Origin of the sequence: Microbacterium sp. NPDC076768 (assembly GCF_040687205.1) — a bacterium.
Lineage (GTDB): Bacteria > Actinomycetota > Actinomycetes > Actinomycetales > Microbacteriaceae > Microbacterium.
On record NZ_JBFBMU010000001.1, the window covers coordinates 992064 to 1004834 of the forward strand.

Below are 12771 nucleotides of genomic sequence, written 5' to 3' on the forward strand. Positions count from 1 at the left end.
CGCCCAGGGGAGGGGTGCCACCTCGGTAAACTGGGAACGACTTTCAAGGAGCCCCGCACATGACTGACGCGTCCGCCGCGCCCGAATCGGCCTCGGCCACCCCTTCTCTCGAAGAAGACACCCACGAGCAGAAGACCGTGCGTCTCGCCAAACGCGAGCGCTTGATCGAGAAGCGCACAGACGCCGCGGGTGGGGCATTCCCCGTCGCTGTGCCCGTTACTCACTCGATTCCTGCCCTGCGCGCCGAATACGACACGCTCGAGGCGGGCGACGAAACCGGTGTCGTCGTGGGCATCGCTGGTCGCGTGGTGTTCAGCCGCAACACGGGCAAGCTCTGCTTTGCCACCCTGCAGGCCGGCGACGGTACACGGATCCAGGCGATGATCTCGCTCGCCAACGTCGGCGAAGAGTCGCTCGCTGGCTGGAAAGAGTACGTCGACCTTGGCGATCACGTTTTCGTGCACGGAGAGGTTATCTCCAGCCGCCGTGGCGAACTCTCGGTCATGGCCGATAACTGGATGATCGCGGCGAAGGCCATTCTGCCGCTTCCGAACGCTTACTCGGAGCTCAGCGAAGAAGGACGGGTACGTAGCCGCTACCTCGACCTGATCGTGCGCGAGCAGGCACGCACCACAGTGCGCGCTCGAGCTGCCGTAAATGCCAGCCTGCGTTCGACATTCACGAACCACGAGTACCTCGAGGTAGAGACCCCCATGCTGCAGGTGCAGCACGGTGGTGCCTCCGCACGCCCGTTCATCACACACTCGAATGCGTTCGACACCGAGTTGTACCTGCGCATCGCTCCGGAGCTCTACCTGAAGCGTGCTGTTGTCGGCGGCATCGAGCGTGTGTATGAGATCAACCGCAACTTCCGTAACGAAGGTGCCGACTCCACGCACAGCCCCGAGTTTGCGATGCTCGAGGCATACCAGGCGTACGGCGACTACCACCAGATGGCTGCGCTCACGCAGGAGCTGGTGCAGAACGCGGCGATCGCCGTTTCTGGATCGACAACCGTGACCTGGGCTGACGGCACCGAGTACGACCTCGGCGGCGAGTGGGATCGCATCTCGATGTACGAGTCGCTGTCGGCGGCGTCTGGTCGCACAGTCACGCCCCAAGACTCGGTTGAAGATCTCATCGCCTTCGCTGAGGCGAACGACGTCGACCTTCCTCCGCAGGCCACCCACGGAAAGCTTGTTGAAGAGCTCTGGGAGCACTTCGTCAAGGGTGATCTCGTGCGTCCGACGTTCGTGATGGACTTCCCCGTTGACACGTCGCCCCTGGTGCGTGAGCACCGTTCGGTCTCCGGAGTCGTCGAGAAATGGGATCTGTACATTCGTGGCTTTGAGCTAGCCACCGGCTACTCCGAACTCGTCGACCCTGTTATCCAGCGTGAGCGCTTCGTCGAGCAGGCGAAACTCGCTGCTCGAGGCGATGTTGAAGCCATGCCGGTCGATGAGGAGTTCTTGCGCGCGCTGGAACACGGCATGCCGCCCTCCGGCGGAATGGGAATGGGGATCGACAGGTTGCTCATGGCGATTACCGGTCTGGGTATTCGCGAGACCATTCTCTTCCCGCTGGTGAAGTAGCGCGAGCGACTCGGTACTCACTCAGATGCTCCTCGCCGGAAGGCCCACTCCGGCAACATCGCTCCGCTGATCATCGTCTGCAAAAGCGCAGCGAGCGAATAGCGAGGGTCGATCTCTCGCACCATCTCGAGGTATCGTCCGGCGTGGGTTGCTTTGCCCAATGCCCAGGACAGCCATGCAGCAGCGGTCAGTGGGGCCGGTCGATCGGCGTGAGGTGCGCGAGCGGCCGCCTCCCGCACGACGCACAGCGCTCGCCGCAGGCGATCCGCGTCTGGAGTCGGCCCACGGCCGAGGAAAACCTGACCGACATCGTCTGGAACCATCACCCCTGACTCGGCGAACGCAGTTTGAGCGTCGAGAGTGCGCACCCCGCAAGCGAGATCGGTGGCCCATTGCGCGATTGCAACGTCGCGCAGAAGAGGGCGATCCAGGCACCACAGCAGTGCCGCCGTTGCAAATGGTGAGAGCTCGTCTGGAGCGGCCAGTACTGACTCGAAGAAGGCCGGAACGTCTTCTAACATGACGACTGCCGAGATCAGATGCGGGCTCTCGTGGCCAGAGAGGCGGCCACGTGCTGCCCCATCCAGCAAAGCGGAGAGTTCAACCGATGCCGCCCGCACTCGTTCCTGTTCGACCAGCGCAATGACAGGCAGCTCCGTGCCGCTGGCTTGATCGCCATCGAGGTCTTCCATCTGAGGGAGGTCGCGGGGGTGAACGATCTGGGTGAGCGGGCGAATCTCTGGGTCTTCGTCGAGGTAGCTCGACCAGCCGGAGGGAGTCACGCACAGCGCATCGACGGCGCGGAGCCCTGCTTCTTCGGCGCGGCCGAGCACACAGTCAACGGCGACAGCGTGGGGGAGCACCCATCCATCTCTGGTGGCGTTGGCCTCTTCGTCGGTGTAAACGACGACGGCAACGGCATCTGTTCCGCTGACGCGGGCGACGAGACCGACCGCTGCGTCGACGTATGCGTCGAGGTCGCTCTGCTCATGGGGCAGGTCAAGGCGCATCGCCCCATCGGTGCGGGTGCCATGGAAGGGAAGAAGGACGATGCTGTTGCGTGGGGTGAACCCCGCAAGAGCGGGGACGATGCCCAGAAATGCGACGGAATCAGTGGCTCGAAGAACTGTGGTCATTCCGAGAGTGTGCTCGAATCAACGGCCCCTCGACCGTGATCGGGGCTGTTGTGGACACAGTTCCGTGAGAGCGCTGAATGTGTACGAAGAGTGGCTCGCGTACCATGGAGGAATGGACAACTTCTGGCTCGCCGTTGCATGGTCGCTCCTGCCGACCGTTGGGGTGAGCGTCGTCTTCTTCATGGTCGTTCGGGGGATCCTCCGCTTCGACCGGACGGAGCGAAAGGTCCACGCGCAGATCGAGGCGGAAGAGCGCGCTGCCCGCGGCCTCCCGCCGCGCGGCTGAGTCCGACCCATCGGCTACTCTGAAGCGAGCACGCCTAACCTGGCGCGCGACAGATGTAGCGGTCACTGCGGTGGCGAAGGAGCACGATGACTGGCGAGACCTGGGGGTGGTGGGTCGCAGTATTTCTCGTGGCTCTCGACCTGATCATTCGAATCGCCGCGATCATCATCATCCCGCGCAACCGCCGCCCTACCGCAGCAATGGCATGGCTGCTTGCCGTCTTCTTCATCCCCTATGTGGGAGTGTTCCTATTCTTGGTGATTGGGAACCCGCGCCTGCCGAAGGTGCGGCGTCAAAAGCAAGCCCAGATCAACGAGTACATCGCGCACACGAGCGAACATCTGCACTTCGGAACTCTGCGTCCGAACGCTCCGGAGTGGTTCGAACCCATTGTGCAGATGAACCAGAAGCTCGGCGCTCTGCCTCTTTCTGGCGACAATGGCGCTCACCTCATCTCCGACTACCAGGAGTCGCTCGATGCGATGGCTGATGCCATTCGCGGTGCGCAAAAGTACGTGCATGTCGAGTTCTACATCCTCCAGTCCGACACAGCCACAGACAACTTCTTCCGAGCGCTCGAAGAAGTCGCAGCGCGCGGCCTCGAAGTGCGTGTCTTGCTTGACCACTGGGCCAACCGTGGCAAGCCTCGATTCAAACAGACGATCGCTCGACTCGATGCGATGGGCGCTGACTGGCACCTAATGTTGCCGGTGCAGCCGTTCAAGGGAAAAATGCAGCGCCCCGATCTGCGCAACCACCGCAAGCTCTTGGTGGTCGATGGGGTTACGGCCTTCCTGGGATCGCAGAACGTCACCGACTCGAGCTACAACCTGCCCAAGAACATCAAGCGTGGTTTGCACTGGGTCGACCTCATGGTGCGACTCGATGGCCCAGTGGTCTTGAGCGTGAACGCGATCTTCGTCGCGGACTGGTACAGCGAAACCGACACCGTGCTCGAAGGCATCGATATTGCGCACGCAGAGATCGGCTCCGGCGACCTCGACTGCCAGGTTGTGCCATCCGGCCCCGGCTTCGATGTGGAGAACAACCTTCGTCTCTTCCTCAGCCTGCTTTACGCAGCGAAGAAGAAGATCATGATCGTCAGCCCATACTTCGTCCCAGACGAAGCACTGTTGCTCGCCGTCACTGCGGCGGTTGACCGTGGTGTGCATGTCGAACTCTTCGTCTCGGAAGAGGGCGACCAGGCGATGGTCTACCACGCGCAGCGCAGCTATTACGAGGTGCTGCTGAAGGCTGGCGTGCGTATTTGGATGTATCGCAAGCCGTACATTCTGCACACCAAGACGTTGACGATCGACGATGAGGCCGCCGTCATCGGGTCAAGCAACATGGACATGCGCTCATTCGGCTTGAATCTTGAGGTCTCGATGTTGGTACGAGGCGAAGAGTTCGTGGCAGAGATGCGCGAAGTTGAAGACAAGTACCGCTCGCTGAGCCGCGAGCTCACCCTCGAAGAGTGGAACCAGCAGCCGTTGCGATCCACGGTGCTCGACAACCTTGCGCGTCTGACCTCCTCGTTGCAGTAGCGACTTCTCGCCGCTGCGAGTGCGAGCTACGCTGGGAATATGACCCCCGTGTTGCGTCTTCTCGCCGCTGTTTTTGGGGCCGCTGCGGCCGCATTTCTCATCGTGGGATGCGCTGCAGGCCCCGCAGGAGAAGTGCCAACCAGTTCACCCGACCCGGCTGCGGGTGACGGTGAAGTGCAGAGCGACCTTCGCGGCGCCTTGCTTGACGAGGGCCGGTTGTTTGCCGTGGTGAGCTGGGGGTCATCGTCCTGTGTCCCCGTGGTGGATGAAGTCGTGGTGGACGAGGCCGCAGCAAACGGACAGAGCGTCAGCGTGACACTCGTCGAGCCTGAAGATGAGGGTGTCGAACAGGCCTGTACTGCTGATCTGCGACCACGGGCGAGTATCGGCGCCGTGCCCACAGGCGTGGACCCGACGCGCGACATCACGCTGAAAGTGACATACGGCGAGATCGTCGAAGACGTTGTTCTTGCTGGCGACCCCGCCCTGAATGGCACGCCGGGTGAGCCGACTGATTATCAGAACTCGGCCGGATGGTTCGAAGACGGCGGGCTTGTGCTGCTCACCTGGGGGTCGTCGACTTGCGCGCCCATTGTCGAGTCGCTGGAGGGGGCAGGCACCGCGGGAACGGTTGTTTTTGCCGAGCAAACAGACCGAGTCTGCACAATGGACATGGTGCCGCGCGCGACCATCCTCGTGTTTGAAGAAGGCACTGTCGACGACGGTGCGGTCGAAAAGGGCGAGCCGTTCGCTTTGACGTTGGTCGGTGGCGAACTTGATGGCATGGTCGAGGTTCGCTGACGCGAGGTCAGAGTGCTTGAACCGGGTGTCCTTGCGGTAGGGCTAGGAGCAGCGCCCCCGGATCTGCCCAGCACGTGATCCGCACTGCTTCGCCGAATTCATCGCCGTCGAGCTCGACAGGGACAGGACGGGGAGCAGCGGCCTCGGTGACGACCCCGTGGAAGTAGTGCACTGAGGCGTTGGTGCGGCGATGCTCCAGCACTCGCCGACCAGCCCTGAAGCGGCGCAGTACGGAGTTGTCCCACCAGATCTTTCGCCCGACCTCCAGCCATCCGAACATGCCGGTGGGTTGGATGGCAGCGATATCCAGAGCGCCGTCGGTTACTGAGGCCCCGGGAATCAGGGCGATACCCGCGGGCAGTGTGCCGCAGTTCGCGAACAGAAGGCTGTACGAGCGGTGCGAGTGCAAGCGGCCGTCATCGACTTGGTAGACCGCCCGAAAAGGCTTCGCGCGCGGCAACGACCGCACGGCGCCCTCAACGTAGGCGATCCACCCCACTGACTTCTTGAGATCAGAACGGGTATTCGCGATCATGTCGGCATCAAGCCCGATGCCAGCGAGGACCACGAACGCGTGGGTTTCCTCTTCTTGGTTTTCGCGGGCGATACGCGCCCAACCCACATCAATCGGGTACCGGAAGTCGCCGAGTGCTGCGCGGATCATCTCAGCCGGGTCGCCGAGCGGCAGGCCGATGTTCCGCGCGAGGAGGTTGCCCGTCCCGCTGGGCAGAATGGCCAATGGCACGCCGGTGTTTGCGATTGCCTCTGACACCGCTCTGACCGTTCCATCGCCACCGGCAACCAGCACCACATCAACGTTTCGTGCAAGCGCCTGTGCTGTCGCACCCTGGCCTGCATCCTCAATCGTCGTGGGGTAAAAGGCGGGGTGCTCCCACCCCGCTTCCCGCGACATATCCCTGACCGTCGCGCGGAGGCGCTTTCCGTCAACCTTGATCGGGTTATAAACGAGCGCCGCCTGACGCGGGGCGATGGTGCTCGTGGTCATGGCGCCTACTCTAGCCCGGTCATACGCCCCTGCCCGTCGCTGGCGCCAGACAGCGTTAGCAGGAGGGCGTTCACCGTAGACTTGGCTGATGATCGACCTCGCACTCCTCCGCGATAATCCGGAGATCGTCCGCCGTTCGCAGACTGCTCGTGGAAACGACCAGAGCACCGTAGACGTTGCACTCGAGGCCGATCGATCGCGCAGGGCAGCCCTTTCTACTTTCGAAGAGCTGCGAGCGGAACAGAATGCCTTCGGCAAGCAGGTCGCGAAGGCACCCAAAGACGAGAAAGCGGCGCTCGTTGCGCAGGCCAAGGATCTGGCTGAGCGCGTGAAGCAGGCTCAGCACGCGGCGAACGAAGCAGCCGACGCGGTCGCTGCAGCGCTCGCCCGCATCGAGAACGTCGTGATCGACGGCGTCCCCGCTGGCGGAGAAGCAAACTTCGTCGAGCTTCGCCGCAACGGCGAAGTGCCGAGCTTTGACTTTGAGCCGAAAGATCACCTGGAACTCGGTGAGCTTCTCGGTGCCATCGATATGGAACGTGGTGCCAAAGTCTCTGGTGCGCGTTTCTACTTCCTGCGCGGTATCGGAGCACGCCTCGAGATTGCGCTGATGAACCTCGCACTCGACAAGGCGCTGCAGCACGGCTTCGTGCCGCTGATCACCCCCACACTCGTGCGTCCGGAGATCATGCAGGGCACGGGTTTTCTCGGTGAGCACGCCGACGAGGTCTACCACCTCGACAAAGATGACGACCTCTACCTTGTGGGCACAAGCGAGGTAGCGCTCGCCGGATACCACAAGGACGAGATTGTTGATCTGTCAGATGGTGCCCTCCGTTACGCCGGCTGGTCGACCTGTTACCGGCGCGAGGCGGGCTCTCACGGCAAAGACACACGCGGCATCATCCGGGTGCACCAGTTCAACAAGCTGGAGATGTTCGTCTACACCCAGCCAGAGGATGCCGAGGCAGAGCACCTGCGTCTGGTAGCTCTCCAGGAAGAGATGCTGACCTCACTGGGGCTTTCCTACCGCGTCATCGACGTGGCGGCCGGAGACCTCGGTTCCAGCGCCGCGCGCAAGTACGACATCGAAGCATGGGTGCCCACCCAGGGTGCTTTCCGCGAGCTCACGTCGACCTCGAACTGCACAACGTTCCAGGCGCGACGCCTCGATGTGCGACACCGGCCAGTGGTCGATGCGGCCGACGGCGTGACGCAGACGGCGAAGACTCAGCACGTGGCGACGCTTAACGGCACACTCGCCACCACGCGTTGGATTGTTGCGCTGTTGGAGACTCACCAGCAAGCAGATGGCTCTGTGCGGGTGCCTGAGGTGCTTCGGCCCTATTTGGGTGGCATCGAAGTCATCGAGCCGTTGGCGAGCACGAAGGCTGCGCTGTGAGCGGTGCCTGGATGGTCGGCCTCGACGTCGACGGAACAATCATCCTGCAGGACGAGACGATGAGTCCTGGGGTACCTGAGGCGATCGCCCGTGTGCGCGATGCCGGACACTTTGTCACCATTGCGACGGGGCGCAGCTGGATGGCGACCCAACAGTACGTCGAGCAGCTCGGCCTCATTGCGGATTACGTGATTTGCTCCAACGGCGCCGTCACCATGCGGCGCGTGGTCGACGGCTGGGAGCGGTGGAACGTCGAGACCTTCGACCCCACACCGGTTCTGAAACTGCTGCGTGACAGGCTGCCCGATGCCAACTACATGGTCGAGCTCGCTTCCGGTAAGAGGCTGTTTACGGAGCAGCTTGACGATTGGACACTCGACGGCGGCCGCCAAGTCGGGTTCGACGAACTCGCCGCGCTGCCGGTATCACGCATTGTCGTTGTCTCCCCAGGCCACGATGAAGACGACTTCCACCGCCTCGTCGCTGATGCGGGCCTGAATGAGGTCTCGTATGCGATCGGCTGGACGGCATGGCTCGACATCGCCCCGCAGGGCGTAGATAAGGGCACGGCGTTGGAGCAGGTCCGGGCGGAGCTGGGGTTCGATAAAGAACGAGTCCTGGTTGCGGGCGATGGGCGTAACGACATTGGCATGTTCGGTTGGGCTCGGTCGCTTGGCGGACGGGCTGTGGCGATGGGGCAAGCCCCTGCCGAGGTAAAAGATTCGGCGAGTGAAGTCACCGCCGATGTGATGGATGGGGGCCTCGCAAAGGCGCTCGACACGCTTCCAGCCCCTGCCCAGGTCAGCACGGGACAATAGTTCTCGGCTAGACTCACGCTTTGTCGACAGATTCGTTTGTCGAGGAGGGTTGTCCGAGCGGCCGATGGAGCTGGTCTTGAAAACCAGTGGGCAGAGATGTCTCGTGGGTTCGAATCCCACACCCTCCGCATGTTGAGCACAGTGTTCCCGCACTTGTGCTGAATCCGAAAGGCCCCGAGTGAGCGAGAACACCCGACGCCGCCGCACTATCGCGAGACACGGTCAACTGAAAACGCCGAGCACGGTGGGTCAGCTGATGCGGTTTATCGCGATCGGTCTGGCTGTGGTGCTCGTGAGTGGTTTCGGGGTCGGCATGTACGTGCTCTACGACCTTTCCAGCACGGTCTCCGCAAACGCGGTGGAGCTCGATGGTCAAGAGTCGATCCCGCCAGACATCGGCGAATACGAGAGCGGATTCAACCTCGTCCTCGCCGGCGTCGACACGTGCGAAGAAGATTACGCCGAGCTTTTCGGTGATCGGTGCACCGGTGGAGACTCCGAGGGCACATTGAACGACGTGAACCTCTTGGTGCACGTTTCTCAGGAACCACGGCGCATCACGGTCGTGAGCTTTCCTCGTGACCTGATGCTCCCGATCCCGGAGTGCACCGATGCAGAAGGCAACCTGCAGTCAGCGATGAGCAAGCAGCCCCTCAACACCACCTACACCGATGGTGGGCTGAACTGCGTGGTCGAGACGATCTCTGAACTCACAGGTCAAGACGTGCAGTTTGCGGCTTCCGTGACGTTTGGTGGCGTCATCGAGATCACCGACGCGATCGGTGGCGTTGATGTGTGCCTTGCTACCCCGATCAAAGACAGCTACACGGGCCTGGATATGGCCGCCGGTAACCACACTGTCGAAGGGCTGCAAGCCTTGCAGTTCTTGCGCACACGTCACGGCGTCGGCGACGGGAGCGACCTCGGTCGCATCGGCAACCAGCAGCAGTACATGTCGAGCCTCGCTCGAAAGATGATCAGTGGCGAAGTGCTCGGCAACGTGCCCGTCATGCTGCGCTTGGCGAACACCGCACTCAACAACCTCGAAACAAGCACGTCGCTGTCGAACAACCCGATGTTGCTCGTACAGATCGCGCTCGCGGTGAAGTCGGTGCCGTTCGAAGACATCGTCTTTGTGCAGTACCCCACCGGTGCTGACTATGACGACCCGAACAAGGTCGTTCCTGATGTCGAGGCAGCAGACGCCCTATGGGCGGCGATCGAAGAGAACGCTCAGCTCGAAATTACGCACGAGAACAACAGCAACGAGGGTGTCGTCGTGCAGGAGCCAACCGCCCCCGTCGAAGAGGCCGCACCGGCCGAAGAGGCGACACCGGCGCCCTCTGCGAGTCCAGAGAACGTGGTTGCTCTCCCCGACGCCATCAAGGGCAACTCCGCAGCGCAGGTGACCTGCTCTAACGGCAACGTCCGTTAGTCAGCTGCGCGTTGCGTGACGACGAAGCCCGACGAGGATAGCTCCGCCGACGACAAGCGCGATCGCGAGGGGGAACCCGATAATCGTGCCGCCTGTCGTTGCCAGGCCCTGGACGGGTGTTTCAGGCGTCTCGGGAGTCTCAGGCGTCTCGGGCGAGGCAACCGCCTCGACGGTGTTCTGAACGCCTACCGCGATGTTCGATGCGGAGACGATGGCGAACTCTGCTCCCTCGGCCGTCGTTGTTACTCCCGTTCCGCTGAAGGTGGGGGAAGCCCAGGTCACCCCTTCGACCGAGGTGGGCTCCTCCTCGCTGATGGTGACAACGGTGTCCGCAGGGATCGGCCCGATCGTGGCGCTCGTTTCGCCAGCGAGGATCGTCACCACACCAGAGGTCGTGCCTTCATCGGTCGTGTAGGAGTAGTCGAAGGAGTGCACTGTGTCGTCTGGCACAAGCGCTGTTCCCGAGCCAGAAAGCGACTTGCTGACGGTAAAGGTGCCTGGCTCTGGCGGCGGTATCAGTGCGAGAGTGTTCTGCACTGCCACTTCGACGTTTGACGCGGAGACGATGGTGAACTGAGCGCCCTCCGTTATTGCCGTCACACCGGCGCCGGAAAAGACTGGTGCTGACCACGTGGCCCCTTCGACAGCTGCAGGTGCAGGCTCTTGGATCGTGACGACGGTATCTACGGGTATTGGTCCAATCGGGTCGCTCGTTTCTCCTGCGAGCACCTCGACTGTGCCTGCCAGTGTGGCGCCATCGACGTTGTAGGAGTAGGTGAACGAGTAGCTGGTGGTGGAGGGAACCAGATCTGCACCGGTCCCTGACAGCGCCTTGCTCACGGTGAAGGTTCCTGGCTCATCGCCTTCTCCTCCACCGCCAGCGCCCACATAGGTAACCGAACCAGCTGCTGCCGTGAAGCCGACTCCGGAGACAGTGTTGGTGAAGATGTCGCCGTCTTCGGTGCCCGCTGGCACCTCCATCTGATAGCGAAGCCGATAAATCGCATCTGCCGGCAGTGGACCGTTGAGGGTCAGAGTGAAGGATGACGATGCAGGGGAGTCCACGATGGCGTAGTCGGCGGGCTCGGAGAGCTCATTGAAGTCTGCGTCGGTGAACGATCCGCCGTTCCAGTTTGAGAGAAGAACGTAGCCGATCTGCATGGATGCCGGGAGATAGGTCAGTCCAGGGGTGAATGTATCGGTGATGACTTCACCCGCTGTCATCTGGTTGCTCGGAATGTAGACATCCCACTCCAGGCGGTCGCCGTCTGTGGTGATGACGCCATCTTTCTCGGCCTCAGTGGGCGGCCCCCATGCCCCTTGATCGAGGATTGCGCCTCCTGGCACCGCGACGTCGATGGGGTCTCCGCCGCTGGTGGTGAAGGTGAGGGTTCCGCTGGCGCTTGATTCTCGGGCCTGGGCCCAGAAGAAGAGATTGCCGCTGACGTTGTCATGGGTGAGCACATAGTCGCCGAGGGTGCACGTGATCCCCGCATCGGAGACCGCGCAAGTGCCCACCTCGTCGCCGCCGGGAGATTCGAGAACAAACGAACTGGTAACGCCCACGATGAGCGGGCTCGTCGGGAAAGTGAGGCCGAACGTGTCGCCTGGAAGGGCAGTGTTCGGCACGGCCCAGGTTGCTTCGAGTCGGAAGCTCTCGTAGGCCGTGATGGCGTCGGTCGGCTCCACGATTGTGGCTGAGGTGATTCCGTCGATCTCCGCCGCCTGTGCGGCGCCGAGAGGGAGCAGGGTCGCCACGAGGATCGAGATGATGGCGGCGGGTAGCCCCCACCGAGAAGTTCTCTTGTGCATTGCCGTCCCTCAGATCGCGTGCAGAATATCGGTCTGCTCTGAAGCTAGTCTGTCCGGCGAGTTGCGGGGCCGCAAGGCGCGGCTTCGTGTGCTCTCCCCGTTCAGGCCGTCTCGGGGGTGTTGGTTTTGCTCCCCGCGCCGCGCATGATGCGGGCGACGGCGGTGATCAGGAAGAACTGACCAGTGATCCCCTCCGCAATGGCGATCGCTTGCCCTGTGGCGTTCACAGGCACGAGGTTTCCGTAGCCGGTGGTCGTCAGCGCGGTAAAAGAATAGAACAGCTGGTTGCCGAGGGAATCGAGGTCTGCCGCCCCGAACATCGGGGTGGAGGAGAGCTGCGACATTAGGTTGTAGACGAAGGCAAAGAACATTCCGACCAAGATGTATGCGGTGAGTGCCGCCAACAGCGCCTCTAAGTTCAAGCCGCGGCGGTTGACCTGATGAACGATGATCGCTCCTGGCGCGATCAACAGCGCGATCATCGAGGCGATCGAAAGTGGCACCGCGAGCACAGGGCCATCGATGCCAAAAGCGGTTGCGCCGATTGCAGCAACTCCGGCTACGGAAAGAACCACCCAAGAGATCTGCTGAATCGCCCGCCTCACCCTGGTCACGTGGGCCACCATTGCCACGGTTGCGAGCATGGCAAGGAACGCCCACGGGCTCGGCTCTGTGCTCGGTTGCGCGACACACAGCCAGTACGACACGGCGATCAGCCCCAGGACGACCGCGTAGCCGAGGCTCTGGCTGCCCCGCTCGGGGGTGAGCGCCGCGGCGAGCGTGCGCTCCTGTGCCGTCGAATCGTCTTGGGGCATGCTGCGACCTCTTCCGTGCGGTGGACAGGCGGAGTCCACCCTGTGCGGCCAGTATCCCAGCGTCAGCGCGCGACGCTGGTCAGCGCCGGTGCGCGTCGGGTCAGACAGCACACGCTTTTGT

The 12771-nt window shown here is 62.4% G+C and carries 11 protein-coding genes and 1 tRNA gene; 8 read left to right on the forward strand and 4 right to left on the reverse strand.

Annotation, left to right across the window (positions count from 1 at the left end):
* Positions 1-59: 59 nt before the first annotated feature.
* Complete coding sequence (gene lysS / locus AB0O87_RS04900; protein ID WP_363512274.1) at positions 60-1592, forward strand: lysine--tRNA ligase; 1533 nt, start codon at positions 60-62, stop codon at positions 1590-1592.
* A 17-nt stretch (positions 1593-1609) separates the two neighbouring features.
* Here lysS and AB0O87_RS04905 read toward each other — a convergent pair whose 3' ends face one another.
* The gene (locus AB0O87_RS04905) at positions 1610-2728 is read right to left on the reverse strand and encodes a DUF4192 family protein (RefSeq protein ID WP_363512276.1); all 1119 of its coding nucleotides are present in this window, start codon (positions 2726-2728) and stop codon (positions 1610-1612) included.
* 112 nt (positions 2729-2840) lie between these two features.
* On the opposite strand from AB0O87_RS04905, the gene AB0O87_RS04910 reads away from it, so the two are divergent.
* From AB0O87_RS04910 to AB0O87_RS04920, 3 genes are all read left to right on the forward strand, one after another.
* Positions 2841-3014, forward strand: a complete 174-nt coding sequence (locus AB0O87_RS04910; RefSeq protein WP_363512278.1) for a hypothetical protein — start codon at positions 2841-2843, stop codon at positions 3012-3014.
* An 86-nt stretch (positions 3015-3100) separates the two neighbouring features.
* Positions 3101-4561, forward strand: a complete 1461-nt coding sequence (gene cls / locus AB0O87_RS04915; protein ID WP_363512280.1) for a cardiolipin synthase — start codon at positions 3101-3103, stop codon at positions 4559-4561.
* A gap of 39 nt (positions 4562-4600) precedes the next feature.
* Positions 4601-5362 (forward strand): hypothetical protein, encoded by a 762-nt coding sequence (locus tag AB0O87_RS04920; protein WP_363512282.1) that lies wholly within the window; start codon positions 4601-4603, stop codon positions 5360-5362.
* A 7-nt stretch (positions 5363-5369) separates the two neighbouring features.
* Here the strand turns inward: AB0O87_RS04920 and AB0O87_RS04925 are convergent, their stop codons facing one another.
* Positions 5370-6368, reverse strand: a complete 999-nt coding sequence (locus tag AB0O87_RS04925) for a diacylglycerol kinase family protein (RefSeq protein ID WP_363512284.1) — start codon at positions 6366-6368, stop codon at positions 5370-5372.
* Positions 6369-6456: 88 nt separating this feature from the next.
* Here AB0O87_RS04925 and serS point away from each other — a divergent pair, with 88 nt between their 5' ends.
* The 4 genes from serS to AB0O87_RS04945 all read left to right on the forward strand — a co-directional run bounded on the left by serS (position 6457) and on the right by AB0O87_RS04945 (position 10023).
* Positions 6457-7770, forward strand: a complete 1314-nt coding sequence (gene serS / locus AB0O87_RS04930; RefSeq protein ID WP_363512286.1) for a serine--tRNA ligase — start codon at positions 6457-6459, stop codon at positions 7768-7770.
* Positions 7767-8588: an HAD hydrolase family protein gene (locus AB0O87_RS04935; RefSeq protein ID WP_363512288.1), complete on the forward strand. Its 822-nt coding sequence runs from the start codon at positions 7767-7769 to the stop codon at positions 8586-8588. Before serS ends, AB0O87_RS04935 begins: the two co-directional genes overlap by 4 nt.
* 43 nt (positions 8589-8631) lie before the next feature.
* Positions 8632-8716, forward strand: a tRNA-Ser gene (locus tag AB0O87_RS04940).
* Between the two features lie 50 nt (positions 8717-8766).
* On the forward strand, positions 8767-10023 hold the full coding sequence (locus AB0O87_RS04945) for an LCP family protein (RefSeq protein WP_363512290.1): 1257 nt from the start codon (positions 8767-8769) through the stop codon (positions 10021-10023).
* Here the strand turns inward: AB0O87_RS04945 and AB0O87_RS04950 are convergent, their stop codons facing one another.
* Positions 10024-11835: a DUF5979 domain-containing protein gene (locus tag AB0O87_RS04950; protein ID WP_363512292.1), complete on the reverse strand. Its 1812-nt coding sequence runs from the start codon at positions 11833-11835 to the stop codon at positions 10024-10026. It abuts the gene before it with no gap.
* Between the two features lie 101 nt (positions 11836-11936).
* Positions 11937-12650, reverse strand: a complete 714-nt coding sequence (locus AB0O87_RS04955; RefSeq protein ID WP_363512294.1) for a potassium channel family protein — start codon at positions 12648-12650, stop codon at positions 11937-11939.
* Positions 12651-12771 lie beyond the last annotated feature (121 nt).